The sequence below is a fragment of the Exiguobacterium sp. s36 genome, from assembly GCF_018618345.1.
GTDB classification, from domain to species: Bacteria; Bacillota; Bacilli; order Exiguobacteriales; family Exiguobacteriaceae; genus Exiguobacterium; species Exiguobacterium chiriqhucha.
The window spans coordinates 1-20905 of record NZ_JACSLW010000002.1 but is presented as its reverse complement, the minus strand read 5'-3'; the positions used below and the strand labels follow the sequence as shown (position 1 = coordinate 20905).

At 51.8% G+C, this 20905-nt stretch carries 25 protein-coding genes and 2 pseudogenes; 20 read left to right on the top strand and 7 right to left on the bottom strand.

The window, feature by feature from the left end; genetic code table 11:
* Positions 1–16 precede the first annotated feature (16 nt).
* Genes KNP95_RS05565 through KNP95_RS05550 form a run of 4 tightly spaced genes read left to right on the top strand, consistent with a single transcriptional unit; the run spans position 17 to position 2980 of the window.
* Positions 17–535: a Rossmann-fold NAD(P)-binding domain-containing protein gene (locus KNP95_RS05565; protein ID WP_214756650.1), complete on the top strand. Its 519-nt coding sequence runs from the start codon at positions 17–19 to the stop codon at positions 533–535.
* A 48-nt stretch (positions 536–583) separates the two neighbouring features.
* Entirely contained in the window at positions 584–1243 is a 660-nt protein-coding gene (locus KNP95_RS05560; RefSeq protein WP_214756649.1) for a carbon-nitrogen hydrolase family protein, read from the top strand.
* A complete protein-coding gene (locus tag KNP95_RS05555; protein ID WP_214756648.1) occupies positions 1234–1929 on the top strand; it encodes an HAD family hydrolase in 696 nt (231 codons plus the stop codon). The genes KNP95_RS05560 and KNP95_RS05555 overlap by 10 nt, the downstream gene beginning before the upstream one ends.
* Before the next feature lie 28 nt (positions 1930–1957).
* On the top strand, positions 1958–2980 hold the full coding sequence (locus tag KNP95_RS05550; protein ID WP_214836007.1) for a serine hydrolase domain-containing protein: 1023 nt from the start codon (positions 1958–1960) through the stop codon (positions 2978–2980).
* Here KNP95_RS05550 and KNP95_RS05545 read toward each other — a convergent pair.
* A complete protein-coding gene (locus KNP95_RS05545) occupies positions 2973–3809 on the bottom strand; it encodes a GGDEF domain-containing protein (RefSeq protein WP_214756646.1) in 837 nt (278 codons plus the stop codon). The two genes, KNP95_RS05550 and KNP95_RS05545, sit on opposite strands and share 8 nt — an antisense overlap.
* Before the next feature lie 338 nt (positions 3810–4147).
* Here KNP95_RS05545 and KNP95_RS16205 point away from each other — a divergent pair, with 338 nt between their 5' ends.
* A complete protein-coding gene (locus tag KNP95_RS16205; protein ID WP_215114825.1) occupies positions 4148–4327 on the top strand; it encodes a helix-turn-helix domain-containing protein in 180 nt (59 codons plus the stop codon).
* On the opposite strand, the gene KNP95_RS05540 is transcribed toward KNP95_RS16205, so the two are convergent.
* A complete protein-coding gene (locus tag KNP95_RS05540; RefSeq protein ID WP_214756645.1) occupies positions 4275–4697 on the bottom strand; it encodes a group-specific protein in 423 nt (140 codons plus the stop codon). The genes KNP95_RS16205 and KNP95_RS05540 overlap by 53 nt on opposite strands.
* A 322-nt stretch (positions 4698–5019) precedes the next feature.
* Positions 5020–5469 (bottom strand): hypothetical protein, encoded by a 450-nt coding sequence (locus KNP95_RS05535; protein ID WP_214756643.1) that lies wholly within the window; start codon positions 5467–5469, stop codon positions 5020–5022.
* Positions 5470–5642: 173 nt separating this feature from the next.
* On the opposite strand from KNP95_RS05535, the gene KNP95_RS05530 reads away from it, so the two are divergent.
* From KNP95_RS05530 to KNP95_RS05465, 14 genes are all read left to right on the top strand, one after another.
* Positions 5643–6077, top strand: a complete 435-nt coding sequence (locus KNP95_RS05530) for a hypothetical protein (RefSeq protein WP_214756642.1) — start codon at positions 5643–5645, stop codon at positions 6075–6077.
* Between the two features lie 91 nt (positions 6078–6168).
* Positions 6169–6852, top strand: a complete 684-nt coding sequence (locus KNP95_RS05525; RefSeq protein WP_214756641.1) for a hypothetical protein — start codon at positions 6169–6171, stop codon at positions 6850–6852.
* A gap of 53 nt (positions 6853–6905) precedes the next feature.
* Entirely contained in the window at positions 6906–7187 is a 282-nt protein-coding gene (locus KNP95_RS05520) for a hypothetical protein (protein ID WP_214756640.1), read from the top strand.
* A gap of 5 nt (positions 7188–7192) precedes the next feature.
* A complete protein-coding gene (locus KNP95_RS05515) occupies positions 7193–7978 on the top strand; it encodes a TetR family transcriptional regulator (protein WP_214756639.1) in 786 nt (261 codons plus the stop codon).
* A 218-nt stretch (positions 7979–8196) separates the two neighbouring features.
* Positions 8197–8907 carry a DUF2750 domain-containing protein gene (locus KNP95_RS05510; protein ID WP_214756638.1) on the top strand — a complete coding sequence of 237 codons (711 nt, stop codon included), beginning with the start codon at positions 8197–8199 and terminating at the stop codon, positions 8905–8907.
* Positions 8908–8961: 54 nt separating this feature from the next.
* Positions 8962–9495 carry a DUF2199 domain-containing protein gene (locus KNP95_RS05505; protein ID WP_214756637.1) on the top strand — a complete coding sequence of 178 codons (534 nt, stop codon included), beginning with the start codon at positions 8962–8964 and terminating at the stop codon, positions 9493–9495.
* A 90-nt stretch (positions 9496–9585) separates the two neighbouring features.
* Complete coding sequence (locus KNP95_RS05500; RefSeq protein WP_214756636.1) at positions 9586–10269, top strand: hypothetical protein; 684 nt, start codon at positions 9586–9588, stop codon at positions 10267–10269.
* On the top strand, positions 10244–10804 hold the full coding sequence (locus KNP95_RS05495; RefSeq protein WP_214836004.1) for a GNAT family N-acetyltransferase: 561 nt from the start codon (positions 10244–10246) through the stop codon (positions 10802–10804). The genes KNP95_RS05500 and KNP95_RS05495 overlap by 26 nt, the downstream gene beginning before the upstream one ends.
* Positions 10805–10843: 39 nt before the next feature.
* The gene (locus KNP95_RS05490) at positions 10844–11224 is read left to right on the top strand and encodes a hypothetical protein (protein ID WP_214836002.1); all 381 of its coding nucleotides are present in this window, start codon (positions 10844–10846) and stop codon (positions 11222–11224) included.
* 186 nt (positions 11225–11410) lie between these two features.
* A complete protein-coding gene (locus KNP95_RS05485; RefSeq protein WP_214756632.1) occupies positions 11411–12205 on the top strand; it encodes a hypothetical protein in 795 nt (264 codons plus the stop codon).
* A 12-nt stretch (positions 12206–12217) separates the two neighbouring features.
* Complete coding sequence (locus KNP95_RS05480) at positions 12218–12700, top strand: SRPBCC family protein (RefSeq protein WP_214756630.1); 483 nt, start codon at positions 12218–12220, stop codon at positions 12698–12700.
* A gap of 7 nt (positions 12701–12707) precedes the next feature.
* The gene (locus KNP95_RS05475) at positions 12708–13184 is read left to right on the top strand and encodes a GNAT family N-acetyltransferase (RefSeq protein WP_214756628.1); all 477 of its coding nucleotides are present in this window, start codon (positions 12708–12710) and stop codon (positions 13182–13184) included.
* 19 nt (positions 13185–13203) lie between these two features.
* Entirely contained in the window at positions 13204–14184 is a 981-nt protein-coding gene (locus KNP95_RS05470) for a Gfo/Idh/MocA family protein (RefSeq protein WP_214756626.1), read from the top strand.
* A gap of 61 nt (positions 14185–14245) precedes the next feature.
* Positions 14246–14611: a hypothetical protein gene (locus KNP95_RS05465; RefSeq protein ID WP_214756625.1), complete on the top strand. Its 366-nt coding sequence runs from the start codon at positions 14246–14248 to the stop codon at positions 14609–14611.
* Here the strand turns inward: KNP95_RS05465 and KNP95_RS05460 are convergent.
* The 3 genes and pseudogenes from KNP95_RS05460 to KNP95_RS05450 all read right to left on the bottom strand — a co-directional run.
* Positions 14605–14901: pseudogene (locus KNP95_RS05460) on the bottom strand (P-loop NTPase family protein); the annotation flags it as partial. The gene KNP95_RS05465 and the pseudogene KNP95_RS05460 sit on opposite strands and share 7 nt — an antisense overlap.
* 273 nt (positions 14902–15174) lie before the next feature.
* Positions 15175–18555, bottom strand: a complete 3381-nt coding sequence (locus KNP95_RS05455) for a dynamin family protein (RefSeq protein WP_214835999.1) — start codon at positions 18553–18555, stop codon at positions 15175–15177.
* Between the two features lie 17 nt (positions 18556–18572).
* Positions 18573–19193, bottom strand: a complete 621-nt coding sequence (locus tag KNP95_RS05450) for an NAD(P)-dependent oxidoreductase (protein ID WP_214835996.1) — start codon at positions 19191–19193, stop codon at positions 18573–18575.
* A gap of 172 nt (positions 19194–19365) precedes the next feature.
* Here KNP95_RS05450 and KNP95_RS05445 point away from each other — a divergent pair, with 172 nt between their 5' ends.
* Positions 19366–20457 carry an FUSC family protein gene (locus tag KNP95_RS05445; protein ID WP_214707830.1) on the top strand — a complete coding sequence of 364 codons (1092 nt, stop codon included), beginning with the start codon at positions 19366–19368 and terminating at the stop codon, positions 20455–20457.
* A gap of 43 nt (positions 20458–20500) precedes the next feature.
* Here the strand turns inward: KNP95_RS05445 and KNP95_RS05440 are convergent.
* A pseudogene (locus KNP95_RS05440) lies at positions 20501–20905 on the bottom strand (DUF58 domain-containing protein); the annotation flags it as partial.

The window sequence follows — 20905 nt, the reverse complement described above, 5'->3', positions numbered from 1 at the left end:
AAGGGACGGATAGAGCGTGAAACATGCGTTAGTGATTGGCGGCAGCGGGATGCTGGCGGAAACAGTCCTTTGGTTGGCAGAGGTTGGGTATCACGTGTCCATCATCGGACGGGATGCCGAGAAAATGAGCCGATTGACCGAGCGATCGCCGGGCCGGCTGTCTGCCGTATTGGTCGACTATCGGTACGACTTGCGTCTGAAGGAGGCGCTGCGACGTTCGATGGCGATTCATGGAGATTTCGACCTGGTCGTTGCCTGGATTCATTCGGACGCAGCTGATGCCTTGCCGTGTGTGTTGTTAGCACTGCGCGGGGGCACGGACGTGTTCCATGTCCTCGGTACTCACGCCAACTCGAGCGATATGAGAAACGGTCTGACGATCCCTGAAGACGTCCGTTATCACCAAGTGCAGCTCGGCTATCAGATCGAGAAGGGGGAGCGCCGTTGGTTGACGCATGAAGAGATAGCTGGAGGCGTGGTCGAGGCGGTTCAAGAGAAGAAACCTCTTTATTCAGTCGGGTTTACTTCGAAGTGAGACGATTGATTCTAAACAAAGCAAATGAGAGAAGGATGTGCGGTACAAATGAAGATTCTGATCGGTCAACCCAAAATGGAGCAACACTTAGAGCAATTCATTCAAGACATCAAAGCGAACCCTGCGGTCGACTTGATGTTGTATCCGGAAGGTTATTGTCAATACACACATCTGGACGAGGTCAAGGAGCTTGCGAAGACATTTCAGACAGCAGTCGTGATGGGCTATCGGAACGAGCAGAATGTGGACCGGGCCCTCATCATCAACAAACGTGGGGAGACACTGTTGGACCGTGCCAAGACTCCGGAGGCGATGCCGCTCTTCATGCCGTCAACTGTCGATGACGACGGTCTTCGATACGGATATATGCTCTGTCGAGAAATCTTCATGGGGCTGGACGGACTCAAATCGGAAGAACCTATCCAAATTATCTTCAATCCGATTGGAGTCGGCATGTTCAGTGAAGAACAGTACAGTGACTGGTCTGGAGAAGCGAAACAGATTGCATTGCAACAACGCTCCATCATTCTCGGGACGAGCCATGCCGACGGGTCGTATCGAAACTGTGGATTTTCAATTCCGATGGCCTACTGTTTTGACGAGACGGGCAAGGCGATTTTGCTGTCGAAAAACGATACGCGCACGCGGATTATCGATACGGAAACGAAGACCGTCGTCGTGCTCGAAGATTCAATCCCATGTCGCTGACTCAATCGATTCAAACGACCGAGGTGTCGGCGTTAAAAGCCGTGCTCTTTGATTTGGATGGCACGCTGCTGAACCGGGATGAATCCGTGCGACGCTTCATCCATGACCAGTATGCAAGACTGAACAGACATCTGACCGGCATCGAAGAACGAGATTATGTCACGCGCTTCATCGAACTCGACCAGCACGGCTATCGCTGGAAAGACGCGGTGTATGATCAGTTGATTCAGGAGTTTGAGATTACCGGGATCACCCAACAAGAACTACTCGATGATTATGAGAACCAGTTTCAGCATTTCTGCGTCGCGTTCCCGAATCTTGATCCGATGCTGAGCGCCTTGAAAGCGCGTGGGCTTCGGCTCGGCATCATCACGAACGGGTATGGCGAATTTCAAATGAATTCGATTCGTGGTCTAGGGATCCGCGACTATTTCGATTGTATTCTCGTCTCTGAATGGGAAGGCATGAAGAAACCAGAGCCCGAGCTGTTTCATCGGGCTCTCGAGGCATTAGACGTTACGCCAGGAACTGCCATGTTCGTCGGGGATCACGCGCTCCATGACATCCAAGCCGCCAAGCGAGTCGGCATACGGACGGTTTGGAAACGGAACGATTGGTGGGAAGAGTCTGAAGCAGACGCCGATGATTCGATTGACGATTTGTCCGAATTGATCGTGATGCGGTGAGATTATCTTTAGGAGAGGAAGGTGCGGCATGTCGCTAGATGTAGCGTATATCGAGGAGCGGATGAAACATTATCGCGTCCCGGGTTGTAGCATCGCCTGGATTGAACACGGGCGACTGATGGACGCTAAACAATTGGGAACGGTGGCGACGGGGAGCGGTCAACGGGTGACGGCTGACACGCGCTTCAATGCTTGTTCGATGAGCAAATTTCTGACCAGTGTCCTCGTCTTGAAGTTGGTCGAAGCGGGACAGTTGGCGTTAGATGAACCGGTGAATGATCGGCTCGTCTCGTGGCAACTAAAGGATGTTGTCTCGACACCATCCGAAGTGACGTTACGTCAGTTGTTGCGTCATGAGTCCGGAATTGTCGATGCGACGGGCGGTTTCGGAGCACTTGATGTCACGTTCGGACGTCCGTCGATGGCTGCTTTGATGAACGGAGACACGCCGTATCATGACGGGCCGGTTCATGTGACGGGCGAGCCGGGCCAAGCGTTTCACTTTTCGGACGCCGGGTTCTGTCTGATTCAACTATTGGTTGAGGACGTGATGAAGTGTCCGTTCGCGGATGTGATGCGTGACGAGCTGTTCATCCCGCTCGATATGCATGCGAGTGGGTATGACTTTGAGGTGGAAGGTGTGACGTTCGCGAGCGGCCACGACAAGCACGGCCATTCCGTCGCCCCCATCATCCCGCACTATCCATATCCAGCGGCGGCCGGGCTCTGGACGACGACTGAGGATTTGTCGCGCGTCGTCATCGAACTGATGGAGGCGGTGAAAGGGAACGGTCGCGAACTGTCTCATCGGACGGTCGAAGACATGCTGTCTGCTTCGTCGTTGAACCTGTTCGCCGGGCTCGGTGTCTTTCTGGATGGTGAACAGGAGCAACGCGAGCTATCCTCGCTCGGCTGGGGGATTGGTTTTCAAAGCATGCTCGTGGCGTACCCGTACATCGGCAAGTCACTGATCATCATGACGAATGCAGAATTAGGGGTGCATCAAATGGATGGTCTGATTGGGGATATTTATCGGGCGACAGTCAACTGAACGTGGACATGTTCGCAATGATTTCGTCGACGACCGCATTGCCATTTTCTCGATTCACGTCATAGAACGTATCCACATGCATCAACGACACGTGTTCACCGCTTTGAAGCTCGTACTTTTCGAGTAACGGGCGAATCCGGTCATGGACGACACGGGCGGCCTCAGGGGACGTGTGTGGATAGATGATGGCGAACGTGTCTAGGGCGACGCGATACTTATGATCCGTTCGTCTCGTGGCCAGGTGGAGCTCGTCGCTGAAGTAGTTCAAGAACCATTCATATTCGGTCCGTCCAAACCGTTCCTCGAACTGTCTCAGCTCATGGATTTGAATGAACGACACCGTGAAAGCTTCACCGTGGCGGATGAGGCGATCGCGTTCGGCAGTCAAGTCCATCTGAAACCGTTCGGCGTTATCGAGCCACGTCTCAGGGTCGACGGCCACGAGCTGTCGGGCGCGCTCCTCTAACTCGAGCCGTGACAGCTGCACGTTCTTCACGAGTTGATGAATGAGGCCGGACAAGATGGACATGACGAGCAGCAAAATCGTGAAACTGATGCCTCTGCCGTTGAAAAACTGAATGTTTCCTGCTTCATAGATGGACGCGAACCATCGGAAATAGATGAATAAAGAGAGGAGGAGCGTGACAGACAAGGTGAGCCCGGCCCGCATCCCGAAGATGAGGGAAGATAAGACGATGGCAGGTAAAATCAAATAGCCGAGAAGGCCGGTGTCACTTTCGAACAAAAGGACGGTGAACGCCATCGTGCCGATCATCATACAAGCGATGAGCCCGAACAAATAAATCGAGTCAGTGGTCCATTGCTTCATGTTCATCCCTCCATCCGTTTCAAATCGGCTCGTGCTGAGCCACATCCTCAATTACCCGCTATATGTGGGGAATAACCAATCAAAGGTGTCCATCATCTTCATTATAGAACATCAGATTGAAACGACGAGCTCGTTTTTCGAATCGGAGCGAGTGCGTTCTTCGAGATCAAGTAAATGACACCACCGACACGGATGCCGGTGATGTCGTCAGTCATGTGGCAAGGTTGGTCTGGCCATCGTGAATCAATGTGCCATTCGATTCGCCCGAACAGATTCGCCCGAACAGATTCGTTTCATCGCGCCCGTCTCTTCAAAGTCGAACACATGGACCCGTCTCTATGTATATCGAACAGAATTATGCGACAGTCATCCGTGTCGACGACTTGTGCCGCTTGGCGAACCAGAGCAAATATCAGTTCATCCGCAACTTTAATGGGTTGACCGGGTACACCCCATATCAATACATCACCCGATTACGGCTCCAGAAGGCGAAACACATGTTGCGAAGTGGGTCGTGATGGCCCGAGGTACGTCCTCGAGCGATCCCGTCAGTTGGATGACGTGGGGAAGATGATAGAACGTGCTCGTCGTCTCGACATCGTCGAAACGATTTGTAGCGTCATGGATGAACAGTGGAACACCTGCACCGAGGGCGATTCCGAGCTCGACATGGCTGCTGTTGCCGGCCGGCAGCAAGATGACGACGAAGTCCGACGCCTTGATTGCCTCGAACTCGTTCGTGCCGATGGCTCGCAAGTCCTCAAGTGACGTGGCGCGGTCATTCGTCGTCCAGTCGTATGTATGCGTGTGGCCGTCGTTGAGTAGGTGATTGCGTAGGGCTCTGACCTTTTCTATGTTCGAGAAACGGGAGCTGATATAGAAGTTCATATGAGTCCTCCTAGCGGATGTGATGTCGTGTGATTCATGTTGATGGCAATAACGTACCACAAGATATACAGGGAAATGAGTCCAAGCATCAAGAATATGCCGATGCCTACGAAAATGTACTTAGATCGATACCATCCCCGATGTTTGGAAAGGTGAACCGTTAATCCTATTGAAGAGGTTGCCAACAATATCATCGTTCCGAGTATCCACATGAATCCTGGTCCAATCCAATTCGGGGAGAACAAAAGGTATACGATGGATATGAAAAGGCTCGTGCCGCAGATCATCATCGCTTGAAAACGACGCGTGATGCAACTTCCGCTCATGGTTTGATTCGATCGAATCGTGTCACCGCGAGTTCATGGATGACGAGCAACAAAATTGCGATGAAAAAGACGAGCAAGGCGACGTATTCCGGATTGACGTTCAGGAAGTAGTTGAGCCCGAACAGTGGTGTCACGAACAGGATATAGAGCGGATACTGGATTAAGAACAAGGCGTCCAATAGCACGATGTCATAGACGTACGACTCGAAACTGATCAAGGTGAACACGGTCACACTTGCGAACAGAATAGCCATAATCAACAGCTTGGCGACACGATTCCGTAATAAACACGTCCCGAACATGCAGACGAGCAGTAAGCCGGATGCGACCGCATGAATCGGCTGAATCGTCGCATCAGGGAACATGATGGAAGGAATCAGGTTCACGATAAATGCGAGCACATAGAGCGATGACAACACGATGAGGCAGTTCTTTGGATTGCCCATCAGGACACCCCTTTCTTGATGAGGGTTATATTTACATTTACTTACAAGTGTAATTTTACACTAAAGGGATAGTGTGTCAAGATGGATAGGTGAAGTCAGACTAAAAAAAGAAAGAAGGAAATGAATGAAAAAAAGAGCTTAGACAAATTATATAGGAAGGGGCAAACGTTCAAATGCGTCTGAAAAAACAACTACACAAGGCAATTCTCTCAGACGACAGAGCGACCGTTCAACGTCTAGGGAAGTCGCTCCCTCATGAAGTGGTGTTAAATACATTTCTTGAAGTGGCGTTTGAAACGGATGATTTAATGGTCTACGAAATCGTATGCGATCAGATTCAAGTTGAGCAGACTGCTGATTGGGAAGAGACCGCTTCGCTTCTAATGAGCCAACCGTTCTGTCACCATCCTTACGCCTATGAACGGGCGTTTGAACACGCGAAACGTGCTGCCGAGCTTGATACTAACCGTATAGATTTGAAGGAATATTTGCTCTTTTTCAATGCGATTCCCGACAAATTAATGACGGATGCTGAAGCGAACGAATTAGCGACTTTGATTTTGAAATTGCGACCGACAAGTAAGGTCGCCAAGATGCATTTGTTGTGAACGAAAGCCTGAAACTTTCTGGATGGATATTCCAAATGAAACTTTCGATGATACAATTGATATGGAAACCGATTATAGAGGAGGCGACGCCATGCGTTGGATGATTCGGCTTGGGTTGACCGCAGTGCTGACGGTAGGGATGGTCATTGTCGGAATACGTCTCATCTCATATTTAATCGAGTGGTGGTATCGTCCTCCGACATCGGGATTAAAGTTACGACCGACACCGGCAGAATCTGAGTATTTGATGGAGTCGTCCGAAGGAAAGATGAGGATACCAAAAGAAGAAGAACAGTCTCGTTTGAAACTGGATTATTTGGATTATACGATCGATTCCGTGACGACCGTCATCGAACGAGGCGATGGCCTCTTCTATTGGGTATTGTTGTTAGCCTGTGTATTGCTTAGCGTACTGATTTTTGCCGCTAACATTCGTTTTCAGCACCGCAAGCGAGTTGACGAAACAGCTTCGCTCATGACAAGGACGTTCTCGCGTCATCCAGTCCCGAGCTCGATGACGAGTGTCGAGGAACCGGCTTGGACCGGTGTGACGATTCGGGACGCTCTCATCGCATTCAATCAGGCGTTGCCATCGGCGAAGAAATGGTTGCCGACGGAAACGGTTTTAGAGTGGGCACGACGCATCGAATTGACGGACGTCGATTTCAAGCCGTATTTGGACGAGCGCTATGGAATGACCGATCCGGTGACGCCGGAACAGGTTGCGCGTTTTCGCACGACGCTCGAACAGTATGAGAACCGATTGCATCACTGAACGGACACGGTCGAATCTGGCTAAACACCCAAAACACGACAGGGGACATGACGATGGGTCGATTCAAATCGTTTACGTTTTGGCTTACACTTTTTGCGGTGCTGATTTGTCTTTATAATGGGAGCGGCGCTGATGACAAATCGATTCTCTTCTTTCTGACGAGTCCTCCGTTTTGGGTCATGGAGACGCATTGGTTCGTCGAGACGTTCACCCACCCTTCGAATATCACGATGTTCGTCAAATATGGGGTGACGATCCTATTTTGGGCGGTGGTCGGTGCAGGGCTTGATCGTCTATGGCTAAAGGGGAGAAAGCGAGAGCTAAGTAAGGGTTAGGAGACGTGAATCAAGTGAATTTGTACATTAAAACGCTATACCAAACGAAAGATTCGCGAATCGTTGATGCCGATGTATTCGGGGATGACTTGATTGTTCTGGTGAATCAGGGTGGCCCGGTCGTCTATTGGAACGAGCGGACGCTGCGACTGCCGTTTCAGTTGAGTTCGCCATTCATCCGTCTCCTTGATTCAGAAACGTTTCTGGTCGTCGATGTGACGCTCGAGGAGACTCCCGTCAACGCCTGGGTCATCGATGAGCGGGGTAAGATTCTTCATTCGTTCCATGCGGGCAACGCCATCGGAGCGGTCGCCGTCAACGACACGGGGATTTGGATCGGCTATGTCGACGAGGGGGTGTTCGGCGATGGGATTTCTACCGAGGCACTCGTCTGCTTCTCGCAGACAGGTGAAGTGTTACGGCGCTATCAGTCCGATATAGTACGTCCGCCGACCATCGTCGATTGCGAATTACTGCAAGCAAATCGAACCGGGGTCTGGCTCTGTCCGTCGATTTGGTATGACTTGATTCATATCGATGTGACCGGGCGACTTAACAAGTATAAGACACCGAAACTTCTTCACGATAGCTCGGCGCTGAAGGTCCGAGGTCAGGTCGGCTACTTCTTGAAAGACGGACTGTTGTACAAATGGCCGTTCGGTGCGCGGAAACGCCCTGACGTTGTAGCTAAGTTTTCGGGAGCGGCTAGAGGGTTAGGAGAGGGCACGACCTTCCACTTCATTCAAATCGGTGATTATGAAGTGAACGGCGTTCAGTTCCTCGATGAGTGATGACGCATCTAGGTGTCGTTGAATCGACTAAGAAGTTACTGGTTACAACCGAATGATGTCTCGTGACGATGGACCTGATGTACAGGTCCTTTTTACATTCTCAAACGATTAGCGCGATAGAATCGCGTTAATCATTGCATCAACTTGTCGGAATCAATTCCCTCTTTTTTGTAAATTCAGTATACTCATGTTATTGATGTTAGAAAGAGGGCGATGAGATGAGACTTGAGACGAATCTTCCTGGCTTCTCGGTCGAAGCGATTGAACAGGTGGAACAAGAAATCGGGGTGCGCTTCCCGGATGGCTTGCGTGACGCATGGGGTCACGGGAACAAGTTCGAACTCGGAGAGTGGTTCTTTTATCCGATTAAGGACGAGCGGTTCTTCAATAAGACGTGGGATGATGTGATTCGGGCCAACGAATTGAAGCAAGAGGAGTTGCCGGAAGGGTTCGTGACGCTAGCGACGAACGGATCCGGTGACGAGCTCGGTTTTCTAAAAGACGACCGTGAGACGATTTACGTCTGGTGGCACGAGATGGATGACCTGGAGGTGGCGGCGCATTCGATTGAGGCGTTCGTCGAAGTGAAGCAGGCGGAGAATGACGTGCTCGAGACGTTTTGCGAACGAGTCGAGGAGAATGGACTCGTCTTTGGAATATCTGCGGAACAGGACGATGGATGGGCGTACGCACCATCGCACGTCGAGGCGACAGACGTGTTGTTATTCTTTTCGTCCCGAGAGCTTGCGCTCGCTTGCCGGGCTGAAGAGTGGGCCGACTATCATGTGATTGAGTTGCCGGTCGACCTGTTCCTCGAACGCTGGTTGCCGAACATGTCGGATGATGAGCTGCTGTGCGGCCTCGATTGGTCGAGCGATCTGGTTGGATTGGAGTATGACCCAGAAACCATTCTGGAGTATTTCGAATAAATTTATTTCACATACCGTTAATATAATATTTTTAAAGAAAAGAGAGCAGCAACTATGATAAATCCTTTTTCCCAAAAACGCGATCATCTCGACAATTGTCCGTGTTCAAACTGTCGCCAGGAACTTGAAACCCCGATAGGTTACGGTTCTGTCATGCCGGTAAGCATCGAAGGCTTCACGAAGAAACAGTTGAAGCGACGCGTCGTACTGACCGATGACCTTTGTGTCGTCGATGAGGCTCATTTTTTCGTCTACGGCTGTGTGGAACTCCCGATTGTCGGAGAAGATGAGATTTTTTCTTGGAACGTCTGGGTGTCACTTAGTGCCGACAATTTTTTCCGCATGCTCGACTTGTGGGATGAGCCGTCCCGCATCGAACTTGACCCGATGTTCGGCTGGTTCGCAACCGAACTACCTGGCTATCCGGACACCCTTAATTTAAAGACGAACGTTCATACCCGAGAAGTGGGGATGCGGCCGTTCATCGAATTGGAGCCGACCGACCATCCGCTTGCCGTCGAACAGCGGGAAGGGATCACCCGCGAACGGATTGAAGAACTGGCGCGCATCGTGGAAAGCGACGCATGAGAGGAGAACACATTTTTGAATGATTAGGCTATAGGGAATATTTTTGAGCTGTATTCAGGAAATGAAAAACTTTCAGCGGAACAACAAGCGATGAACGATCGCATCGACGCCTACGTTGAGGCAGAACAGTTTAAACAGCTCGAACAGTACCTTCAACAGACCCGAGGCATCGAACAGATGTTGATTGACCGCGTGATGATGGACCCGACCGATCACAGCCGCTGGGACTTGCTGATCGGGTATGAGTTGATAAATACCATCGAAGATTTTGCCCGGGTGAACAGCTTCGGTCTCACTGCCTATACGTTTCATCCGGATGACCCGTTCTATTTCGCGCTCGCCTTATATTGGACGGGATGGAATGACTTTGTCATCACGGACGAACACGTCGCCTTGGCAGCGTCACTCATCGAACAAGGGCCAGAAGAAGTGAGCGGCTTGCTGTGCATTGCGTTGGCAAAAGAATTCGGCCATTTGAAGCACAAGTATTTTCAACTCGCGATTGAACACTGCCCGTGGGCACCTGAACCGTATTTGTGGCTCGGGAAGCGCCGCCTTTATTCTAATCCGGAAGAAGGAAAGATGCTTATCCAGCAAGGACTAGACCGGGTGAAGTATACGTGGGGATTTGATCAGAAGGGGCGCTGGTTCGACACGGGCTCACAGTATTTTAATCCCATCACGTGGCGGCAAGACACAATCACGGAGCTGTTCGGTCTAAGTATGAACCAAGACGAGTACATGAAATATGAGCGAATCATCAATCCGCAATAATCACCTTCAAGAACGGAGCATTGGAATGATCACAATCGCATTAGCCAAACCATCAGATGTAGATGCAATCGAACGACTGTATCTCGCCTGTAAAGACGATTTGCTCGCCCGACAGATTTTTCAATGGGACGACACGTATCCGAACCGCGCCTATTTTGAGGAGTGTATCAAAGACGATTCTGTCTATATCATGAAAGACGGTGAGGAGTTGCTCGGAGTCGTCGTGCTCGATGAATGGCAGTCGCCGGAATGGGAGGCGATCGACTGGTGTCACGCTCGGCCACTCGTCATCCATTCTTTGATGGTGCATCCGGAGCGGCAAGGTCAAGGGAGCGGAAAAGCGATGTTGCGTGCCTCGGAACAGTTGGCGAAAGCAGAAGGCTACACGAGCATCCGACTCGACAGCTTCTCAGGGAATGAGGCCGCCTGCAACTTTTACAAACGACACGGCTACGTCGAACGCGGAAGCGTCCATTTCGATTCAAAACCGAAAGGGCATGAACGGTATATTTGTTTCGAGAAAGCACTCGATTGAACAATCCAACTTCGAGGTCCAACTCTGGAAAGGAGTCCTATGCTAGAATTTGTCCGTGATTCGCAAACCATCGTTAACTTATTTTATCCCGCCTCGAAACGTCTCGTAATACATCGCCAGTTAAGTCAGTGCCTAGAAGGTTCAATCGAATCGTTCGATGTCATGTATAAGACGCATGGTTCAGGTGCCTCTCAAATTCAAACACGCCTAACAGTGCAACGCGGTGATCGATCTTCGCTTCAGATTGAGAAAACGTTAATCACGCTGACATTGCCCGAAGTATCGATTCAAACGTGGATGAACGGACTTGCAACCGAGTCCAATATGTATCGTGACTCTGCTGTCCCGGCCGTATATATAGAAACGTCAACCCTTGCTCGAATCGAGTGGCTGATATTAAACAGACGTTCATCACTCTAATCGTCCACTGACAAGGACGACGAATAGGTCGAACAAAATCTCACTACAATGAATAGAGGAACTAAGAAGCAACCAATCGAAGTGTTTACCTAACAGCTGACAGTTCTCGTGCCGAGTGAATAGACGTTTATTTGTCTAGCGTATGACGAAAAAATCATCAGCAAGACAAAAAGGAGAGATTCAACGATGTGGCACAATACAACGACATTACTCATGAAAAAGGCAAAGAAACATAAGAAATGGACCGAAGGGGCTTTTGTCAATCCAGTCTATTGGATGGTAAATGGAACGCCGTATTACATGGCAGGCTTTACGCGAAACAATCAACCGGTAGCAAGCGCCTACTTTACAATCGGGGAAGAGGTCGTGGACGAAGTGCTGATTGCGCAGCCGAACCTGTCTTATTTTGCCGATTTAAGCGGCAACCTGTCGCGTATGGCGACAGAGCGCTCAAACATTCCAATCTCTTATTACACGAAACCGTTGGACATACCGGTTGTGGATGCAAGCCCGCAAGTTCAACAGGGGAGAGACGCGTTTGCTCACTTTTGGGAGATTCAGCAAACGTTCAATCAGATGCTTCAAGACTATACGGCGTATTATAACGATGACGTATTAATCCGAAAGCACATCACGGACACAGATTTGTCTAAGATGAAAGAATTCGCCGTGCTAGCAGATATCTATCAACATCAAACGTTGAAGATATTAACGAGTCAGGGTGAAGATATTCAAGCGTTCGCGGCGTTTCTCGAAAATTCACAAGAGTGGTCAAGTCTGTCTCGACAAGAAAAGAAGTTCATCAAAGGAATTGCGGTCGGCAAAGAAAAGATGCAGAAGAACATGGAGGCGTTAGACGTGCTCGAGGCCACTGATTTTGACCAAATGTTCAAGTTGAATTACGACCACTTGATCAATAAGAATAAGGCAATCATCGAGGGGCAACGCCAGTACATCCGTTATCCAAAAGGGATTTCTTAAGGGGGATTTGATTTGAAACAACTTGAAGTGGCTACATATACGATGACAATCGACGCACCGATTGACCACACGTTCGCTTGTCTCGCAGAAGACGAACATATCATCAAATGGAACGACCATTTGATTGAGAACATCTACGAGGACGGTGACGCCTCACTCGTGACGGGAAAACGGTTCATCTCGGTCCAACAAATGGATAAGAAAGAGATTCGGGTCGAATCAATTTTAACATCCGTCAATCGTCCATATGAGTGCGAGGTACAGGCGATGACGAATCAAGGGGTGTCGACGGCGACATACACATTGAGCGAGACAGCAGACGGGACGGACGTTACGATTCGCATCACACTCGCACCGTCCTCATGGCTGTATACCCTATATGTAAAAGCGTTCCGCTGGGCGATTCGCCTGATTTATGATGAACAGTTCAAACAGTTCCGTATCTACGCCGAGGCGAGTGCGCCAAAACCGTCACCTGCCCGAGAGGCGGAGTGATTCGACGATGATTGAATCGATTACCCCTTCGAAGCGTGACGCGGTCCGCGCATTCTTTATCGATGCCTGGGGCTCATCTGAGATGGTCATCTCGACCGGGACGTATGATTGCGCCGCACTTGACGGGTTCGTCTGGTCGGAAAGGGACGTGATCATCGGGCTCGTCACGTATGTCATTCGAGCAGACGAGCTTGAAATCATCTCGCTCGACAGTTTGCAGGAGAAGCGTGGCATCGGCTCGGCACTCCTCGATGCCGTGGAGCGAGTGGCCAAGCACTATCAGCTTGAGCGGCTGTCGCTCATCACGACAAATGACAATCTGCGGGCGCTCGCGTTTTACCAACGCCGAGGCTGGCGCCTCACACGGATCATCCCGGGCGCAGTCGATGCGGCCCGGATCCATAAGCCGTCAATCCCCGTCATCGGGGAGTACGGCATCCCGCTCCATGACGAAATCATGCTTAGCAAAGTCATCCCAACCTAAAGAAAAGAGGAATCTTCCCATGATTCGATTCGGTATCATCGGCACGAACTTTATCACCCGTTCTTTCATTGAAGCGACCCATCAAGTCGCAGGCGCGACCGTGTCCGCCGTCTATTCTCGGACAGACGAACGCGCGACGGCGTTCGCTGAAGAATTTGATATTCCAAACACGTTCACCTCGCTCGAGGAGATGGCGTCCAGTGAGGTGATTGATGCGGTCTATATCGCGAGCCCAAACTCGCTCCACGCCGAGCAGAGCCTGCTGTTTATGCGCCACGGCAAGCACGTCCTCTGTGAGAAGCCGTTCGCCTCAAACGTTGAGGAAGTGAGACAGATGCTTGAGACGGCGCGCGAACATGACGTCGTCTTGCTCGAGGCGCTTCGCAACTTGTTCATGCCGAACTTCAAGGTGTTGCGTCAAGAGCTCCATCGCGTCGGACCGGTCCGGCGTGTCATCTTGAACAAGTCGCAATATTCGTCACGCTACGACTTGTATAAGCGCGGGGACAACCCGAACACGTTCAATCCTGCCTTCTCGAACGGTTCACTGATGGACCTCGGCGTCTATTGCCTCGGCCCGGCCCTGAAACTGTTCGGACGACCGGGCGGCGTGCAGGCGAACGCGGTCAAGCTCGAGTCAGGCGTCGACGGTAGTGGTTCGGCCATCTTGTCTTATGACGGCATGGACATCATCGTGCTCCACTCGAAGATCCATGGCACGGACGCCCCGTCTGAAATCATCGGGGAAGCGGGACGCATCGTGATTGACGATATCGGTTCGCTCGACCGGTTGACATTCGTTGGCCGCGACGGGACGACCGTCGAACTCGGTTTAGAACAGGCGAGCCATATGACGTATGAGATTCAGACGTTCGTGAAAATGATTGAGGCAGGAGAGCGGGAGACCGAGGTCCATTCAATTGACGATATGCTCACACTCGCGGACGTCATAACCGACATCCGGCAGCGCATCGACGTGTGGTATCCTGCCGACGTATAACAAATGAGCCTCGAGCATGTGCTCGGGTCTCTTATTCTAAAGAGAAGGTGCGGAACAAAAAATGAATGCACAAGAGATTCTAGATGAATTTGAAAAGATATATTATTGGGATGCTCGAGTTCTCGGGTTTGATTGTCGGTATTATGGAGATGAAGTTTCAGTTAAAATTGAGGAAGAAAATGAGGATTATCATCATCTGATTGAATTTTTAGGGTGTATCAAAGTCGACATCTCTGCTCCTTTGAACGACCGCGTGGCACCTATAAAAGAATTAACGAGACTACAGCTACCTTACTTCATGCACGATATCGCTGTCTCGAGTTACATGTTGGACGGAACCGAGGTATTCGTATGTAACCTGTTGTTCCCGCCGGCAAGCGCTGAAATTCATTTCACTAAAATTAGAATCGGGAAGGAATATCATTGATGCTGATCCCGCTTTAACGCATTCATCACCATCGCGATACGTTCCTCGGTCGAGTAGTCACCCTCAATCCTTAGGATGGGACAAGCCAGTTCAGCCAGCCATTGTTCATGCAACGTCTTGCTTCTGACTTCTGTCCCGGCTTGGTCGTAAAGGGCGGCCCAGCTCAAAAACGCTTGTGATTGCTCGTATAGGCTGCCGCCAGCGAGTGCCGCCGCTCCATAGCGCTCGAGCTCCCGTTGTTGCAATCGGGCCAGTCGGACGTCGGGCGGAATCCATAAAAAGATGACTAAAACGGCTATTCGTTCTGGGAAGAGATCGACATGCCGGACGTATATAAAGTGACGTTCGACAACGATGAACTCGTGAGCGTCGAAAAGCTTTGGGACCGTCAAGTAGTGGTGTGAAAGCCGTTCATGCTGTCATAAAAAAGGATGGGGCCGGTCTCGACCCCATCCTTTAAAGTCTACTCTCTATTCAGATACAGGTGGCGGATAAACAAGCCGAGTGCGACCGTCATAATGACGGCCGGAATCAAGCCGACGAGCAACAAGGAACCCATGCGTTCAGTCCTTTCTGAGCGCAGCGAGGCGCTGTGTCATGTCTTGGAACGATTGACCGTCCGAGAGCATGCTCAATTCGCCGGCGACGAGGTCGTTCACTTCACGGTCCCAGTTCTGGCTGAGCGTCGTCTCGAGCGCGGCAAGCTGCGTCGCCGTCCGTTCGACTTGATGACTTCCGACGCGCGCGAGTTGCTCGCGCACCGCCGTCTTCAACAGGGCACTCAAGTCGTCGCGCAGTTTCGTCCGGCCGTCGCCTTCGAAGAACTGGTTCGCGTTCTTATAGTGCTTCAAGACGGGACGGAACGGAGCCGCCTCGAACGTGACCGGGTCGACGGCGTCACGGAACCAATCGATGTCGCTGTCGTCCTCAAACGACAACGTTGGCAGGAGCGGACGCAGTTTGAGCGTCTCGCGCTCGATCAAGCGTTCCGTCTCTCGTTTCAAGAAGCGCTCGAGTCGATATTGGAACACTTGCAACTCTTGATGGATGTCATACGCATACTTGTCGAGCGTCCGGGTGAGGGCGCGCTCGAGGCTCGCTTTCGACCCATCGACCTCGACCGGGTGGAACGTCTCTTTGACGAAGTCCGACAGCCGGAAGAGCGAGCGAGTCTCGAGGTGGGCGAGTAGCTCGTCCGTCTCGCGCTTGAACGGGTCTTCGAGCGTCGTGACGTTGAGACGATTGTCAGACGTGCGCACTTGTTCGAGTTTGCCACGACGGGCTGCCTTGACGCTCGCATCCGCTTCGGCCTCGCTGACGACGTCCTCGAACGCGGCGACGAGGGCATGTGCCTCATCTTTGATGCGGACCGCGTTCGCCTGACGCAAATCGTGGTCGACGAATTGCTCAAGTTTGGCCGAGAATCGGTCGAACCCGGCATCCGTTCCCTGAATGGCGTTTCGGCTCGAGATCGGCAGCACCGTCGGATGACGGACACCGAGCTTCGTCAACTGGTTCGACACATAATCGGTGACGGCGAACCGTTCCGCTTCATCCGCCGCCAAATCTGACGCGTTGACGAGGAAGAACATGTGATGGTCACCTGTCCCTTGGACGCGTCCGAGCTGGATGACGAGTTCTCGGTCGGCCTCGGTGAAGGCGTGATTGTAATACGTCACGAACAAAACGGCATCGGCGTCACGCATATAGCCGAACTGCACCTCGCTATGACGGTTGAACTGCGAGTCGGCACCCGGCGTGTCGACGAAGATGATGCCGCGCTCGGCCCAAGGGGAGTCGATGGCGAGCTCGATCTCTTTGACGATACAGCTCTTCTCTTCCTCCGTGACGAACGAGCAGAACGTGTCATAGTCGACCGTCTCCTGGCTGCCGAGATAGGATAGGGGAGCGTTCTTGACGGCGTTGACGAACGAGTGGTCGAGATGGAGCGCGTCGAGTGACGCCCCGTAATCGTTCAGCTCCGCCTCGAGCTCGGCACGTGTCTTGAACGTGATCAACGCACTTTTGTTGGCACGGCCGTTCGGCGGCACGATTTTCGTGATCGACGCCGTCAGTGGGTTCGGTGACGTCGGGAGCACCGTCTCACCGAGCAACGCGTTCAACGTCGACGACTTGCCGGACGAGAACGCACCGAAGATGGCGAGCGTGTACGTCTCGGATTCGGCCCGGGCCAATTTATGACGGAGCGATTTGACGCGTGACTTGAATAACGGATGGTCCTTTAATATTTCACATACCGCATATTCATACGAAAAATCAAGAGACAAAGCAGTAATATCATCCACCAAAAGCGAGGTCGAAGCAACTTCTTGTTGCTGATGTTCGACTTGTTTCTGCGGCAATTGGTCGGCCGTGACGTAGTGACGGGTCTCAAGGTCCGTCATACGTGAATCAGAGAGGTCACGTGTCGTGTAATGGGTGAGCTCGTCTCGTTGTTCGGAGAGCTGACGTTGTAGCGCCAACGTGTCGAGCATGTCATACAACTCATCTTGCTCGGTCTCGATGGAATGGATTCGGTCTTGGCCTTCAACCTCAAGATACGTTTCGACGGACGTGACCCACGGTTCGGACACTTTCGTCACCCAAGAGGCGAGCGCCGACTCGATGTCGCGGCTGAATTGAAGCACCGTGTCACCACTGAGCGATGCGCCGGACTTCACTTGGTCACTGATGAGCGTGCTCGGTGCGGCCGGTAACGTGTCAGGACGCGACAGAATCGCCTCGGGCAGTTTCAAATCGCGGACGATGTCTTCGGCGTACTTGATCAAGTGGGGGCGAAGGTTCGTATCAATCAATCGGTTGAACTCCTTGACGGCAATGTCTTCACGACGCAGCCGTTCCTGGCGCGTCTTCTCTTTTGAGAAGAACAGGCCGACCTTGAACTCCGGCGCACAACTCTCGAGATAGTCCCGCAACAGTTCGCGGAACTCGTAGTTCATGATCGGCGCGCTCGCGACAATCGGTGTCTGGTGTTTGAAGAACTCGCGGCGGAACGCGGTGAGCCATATCGATTTTTTGTCGAGACGTTGCAGGCGGGCTTGAATCTCCGTCGGCTGCTTCTCGATGACCGGCAACTCGTTCAGGAGCGCGTCGTTCGCACGTGTGGACCGGGCGAGCAACGTGTCAACGAGCAAATCGGCGCGTGCTTCCGCATGTTCCCGCGCGGCGTCGATGACGGTTTGGACGTACGTCCGGAGGCGTTCCACTTCATTTTCCGGGTGATCGAGCTCACGGAGCGAGATGTAAAACATATCGTCCGGATTGATCGCATGGCGGGTGAAGGCGGTCTCGAGCGAACGCTTGAACGTGCTGAACGGAAGCTCTCCTTCATCGTGCTTATCGATTTGGTTGATGATGATCGAGTAGGGACGTCCTTCGGCGCTAAACTGTTTCATCAGTTTAATGTTTTGTTCGGACTGGACGTGATTGTAGTCCATCATGAAGAACAGATGGTCGGCGAGGAAGAGCGAGCGTTCCGTCGCTTGACGGTGCCGTTCATCGGTCGAGTCGATTCCGGGCGTGTCCATGAGGACGACGTCGCTTCCGAACGGGAAGCGGGGCAGGGCGTACTCGACTTCTTTAATCTCTTCGATTTTGCAGTAGTCGCTCAAACGGTCGAGCTCATCCGGCGCGAGTCGAATCCAATCTGTATCGTTGACGGCGACGGATGCCCCGATTTCCCCATGTCGAAGCGTCACGATATTCGCACTCGTCGGAATCGGGCTCGTCGGTAACACACCGTCCCCGAGCCAATTGTTGAGAAGTGTCGACTTACCGGCCGAGAAATGACCACAGACCGCGATCCAAATCTCGTTTTGTGTCACTTTTCGGAGTGCGGTCTTGGCGAGACGAGCCGACTCGGTCTCAGTTTGTGTGTCAAATACGTCGGTCAATTGCGCGAGGCGCATGCGTTGTTCGTTCATAAATCCCCATCCCCTACTTATGATTCCGTCGTGATGCCGACGCGATGTCTACGATATGATTTGTTTTCCCAGGCTTGAATGACGAGATCTGCTACATCGTCACGCGAGATTGGTCCCGAGTTCTGTGTCCCGAGCACGTCAGCTATGATGACGATGTTCCCGACGGACGCGTCTTCAATCAATTGGGTCGGGCAGACGATTGTATAATCGAGCGTTGATGCATCGAGCAGTTCATATGCCCGGGCGTGATCCTCGGCCGCGGTCGTCATCGAACGTTTCGACTCACGGGTCTCGAAACGATAGTTGTCAGAATCATGTGCCTGCAAGATGCCGGCCGTCCCGACCGTCAAGATGCGCGTGACCCCGGCTGCTTGCATCGCTGAGATGATGAACGGCGTGAAGCGGGACAAGACGTCCTGCTTATCCGTACCGAGCGCCGACATGACGACGTCGGCCGATTTCACCGTTTCTGCGATGGCATCCGCATCGGTCGCATCACCAATGATGACCGTGAGACGATCCCTCGGTTCGACCTCGCGACGTGACAACAGTCGGACGTCGTGGCCGTCTTTTAACAAACGTTCAAGCAACCGCATCCCCGTGCGGCCGCTCCCTCCAAATAAAGCAATGGTTGACAAGTAAACCCCTCCCAATCAAGATTAAAGAAAATATCCAACGCCATCATACCACGGAAGCGCTATCGAAACAGGAGACAACGGCTTGAAGTTGTGAGGTTTCAGGGCAGGGTAAGTGGGATACAAAAAGTTAAGACGTGTATAAGGGAGGAAGACACTTCGTTGTCGACACCGCATGAGATTTGGAGCTAGAACCATCAAGACCGGGATATCCGTCGCCTTGGTATTGCTCATCGCCGAGGCATTTCAATTTCAACAGATTGTCGTACCGGCACTCGCGGCTTCGCTCGCATTATTGCCGTCCGTTTATCAGACGGGTGTCCGGCTATTAGAAGAACTAAAAGGGAACTTGATCGGGGCTTTGCTCGCCGTCTTCTCATTAATGTTGACGCCGAACCCGACACCGATCGCCATCGGAGTCGTCATCATCATCGCCATCTCGATCCTTCTCTTTTTGAACCTCGAGTCGACGACCCGGACCGTCATCTTGACGACGATTCTGATTATGGAAGGGGCGAGCCAGTCGGACATGCCCGTCTGGATGTTCGCCGGTGAACGTTACTTGCTCATCATGATGGGGATCACCGTGGCGCTTGTCGTCAATGCGCTCTTGTTCCCGCCGCGCTATGAGCGGAAGCTTGAGGACGAGATCGCGACCGTCTCCCAAATGGCCGTCCGCATCGCGCGACTGTTCTCGGAAACAGAGGGAGGACGCTCGTCATTTGAGTCACTCGATGAGACGAAAAAGAAACATCGAGCCTCAAAGACGACGTACGACTTCTTTGAAGAAGAGATTAAAGCCAACCGCTGGCTCGAGAAGAAGACGCCGATTTATCGCCGGGCCGTCTTGAAGTCGAAGATGATTGATACGAACAGTGCCGCTATCCACGTGCTCGACAAGCTGCATGACGATTTTCTGACACTCGAACATCTACCACCTCAGCTCGAGGACGAATTGATGCGTCATATGCGGCACTTGCTCAGACGGCATGAGCGTCTATTCTCGGCTTATGAATTAGAGAACGAGCACATCATCGACCGGGAAGAGGACTTGATTCACGAGAACTTCGACTTCGCCAAGCTAATGATTGAGAGAATGCGTGAGGAGGAGGAGGACCTCATCCTGACCGTCGTCCCGCTCGTCGCGACGATGACAGATTGGGTCAAGGCGATGAATGAGCTCGAACGCTACCTCATCACCGAGATGAAGAAGCACGGGGACAACCTGAAAGTGGAACCGCGTAAGAAGTGGTTCTTTGAAGACTAAAAAAGGTAAAAAAATAGCATCACCTAACTGGGCTTTTAAAAAGTCAGTTAGGTGATGCTATTTTTATGAGCTGAGCTTGCTTGTTTTTTATTTTCGTCACGTAAGGCGAGAAACGGGTTGAACCCATATAGTGATCTTGCTCCGATAGACTAGAGAGTAAAGCGAGGATGTTTTTAAGCTGCTTCGCCCCTTCTTGGATGCTCAAGTGATTGACATGTCCCTTTTGATCTAATCGGTTCACAAATAGCTCGACCTTCCCGCCGCTTTCAATCAATTCCCGACTGACCAATGCCGTATCCTCTATCAATTCTTCGAACTGATGATGAAGGCCGATCCCGTTCGAAGCTGACAAATCGAGGTACACCGTGAACATGTCTTGATTGACCGGCTGGTACAGTTTCGTTTGCAAAGTCGATTTCTTCGCCGTCGCATACCAGTCGATTTGTCT

Excerpts from the sequence above, each read along its gene's own strand:
- KNP95_RS05465 (WP_214756625.1), top strand. The coding sequence starts at position 14,246 with ATGAATGCACAAGAGATTCTAGATGAATTTGAAAAGATATATTATTGG.
- KNP95_RS05470 (WP_214756626.1), top strand. The coding sequence starts at position 13,204 with ATGATTCGATTCGGTATCATCGGCACGAACTTTATCACCCGTTCTTTC.
- KNP95_RS05490 (WP_214836002.1), top strand. The coding sequence starts at position 10,844 with ATGCTAGAATTTGTCCGTGATTCGCAAACCATCGTTAACTTATTTTAT.
- KNP95_RS05495 (WP_214836004.1), top strand. The coding sequence starts at position 10,244 with ATGAGCGAATCATCAATCCGCAATAATCACCTTCAAGAACGGAGCATT.
- KNP95_RS05455 (WP_214835999.1), bottom strand. The coding sequence starts at position 18,555 with ATGAACGAACAACGCATGCGCCTCGCGCAATTGACCGACGTATTTGAC.
- KNP95_RS05525 (WP_214756641.1), top strand. The coding sequence starts at position 6,169 with ATGCGTTGGATGATTCGGCTTGGGTTGACCGCAGTGCTGACGGTAGGG.
- KNP95_RS16205 (WP_215114825.1), top strand. The coding sequence starts at position 4,148 with ATGTATATCGAACAGAATTATGCGACAGTCATCCGTGTCGACGACTTG.
- KNP95_RS05540 (WP_214756645.1), bottom strand. The coding sequence starts at position 4,697 with ATGAACTTCTATATCAGCTCCCGTTTCTCGAACATAGAAAAGGTCAGA.
- KNP95_RS05560 (WP_214756649.1), top strand. The coding sequence starts at position 584 with ATGAAGATTCTGATCGGTCAACCCAAAATGGAGCAACACTTAGAGCAA.
- KNP95_RS05530 (WP_214756642.1), top strand. The coding sequence starts at position 5,643 with ATGCGTCTGAAAAAACAACTACACAAGGCAATTCTCTCAGACGACAGA.
- KNP95_RS05485 (WP_214756632.1), top strand. The coding sequence starts at position 11,411 with ATGTGGCACAATACAACGACATTACTCATGAAAAAGGCAAAGAAACAT.
- KNP95_RS05545 (WP_214756646.1), bottom strand. The coding sequence starts at position 3,809 with ATGAAGCAATGGACCACTGACTCGATTTATTTGTTCGGGCTCATCGCT.
- KNP95_RS05550 (WP_214836007.1), top strand. The coding sequence starts at position 1,958 with ATGTCGCTAGATGTAGCGTATATCGAGGAGCGGATGAAACATTATCGC.
- KNP95_RS05505 (WP_214756637.1), top strand. The coding sequence starts at position 8,962 with ATGATAAATCCTTTTTCCCAAAAACGCGATCATCTCGACAATTGTCCG.
- KNP95_RS05510 (WP_214756638.1), top strand. The coding sequence starts at position 8,197 with ATGAGACTTGAGACGAATCTTCCTGGCTTCTCGGTCGAAGCGATTGAA.
- KNP95_RS05475 (WP_214756628.1), top strand. The coding sequence starts at position 12,708 with ATGATTGAATCGATTACCCCTTCGAAGCGTGACGCGGTCCGCGCATTC.
- KNP95_RS05445 (WP_214707830.1), top strand. The coding sequence starts at position 19,366 with ATGAGATTTGGAGCTAGAACCATCAAGACCGGGATATCCGTCGCCTTG.
- KNP95_RS05535 (WP_214756643.1), bottom strand. The coding sequence starts at position 5,469 with ATGGGCAATCCAAAGAACTGCCTCATCGTGTTGTCATCGCTCTATGTG.
- KNP95_RS05500 (WP_214756636.1), top strand. The coding sequence starts at position 9,586 with ATGAACGATCGCATCGACGCCTACGTTGAGGCAGAACAGTTTAAACAG.
- KNP95_RS05520 (WP_214756640.1), top strand. The coding sequence starts at position 6,906 with ATGGGTCGATTCAAATCGTTTACGTTTTGGCTTACACTTTTTGCGGTG.
- KNP95_RS05555 (WP_214756648.1), top strand. The coding sequence starts at position 1,234 with ATGTCGCTGACTCAATCGATTCAAACGACCGAGGTGTCGGCGTTAAAA.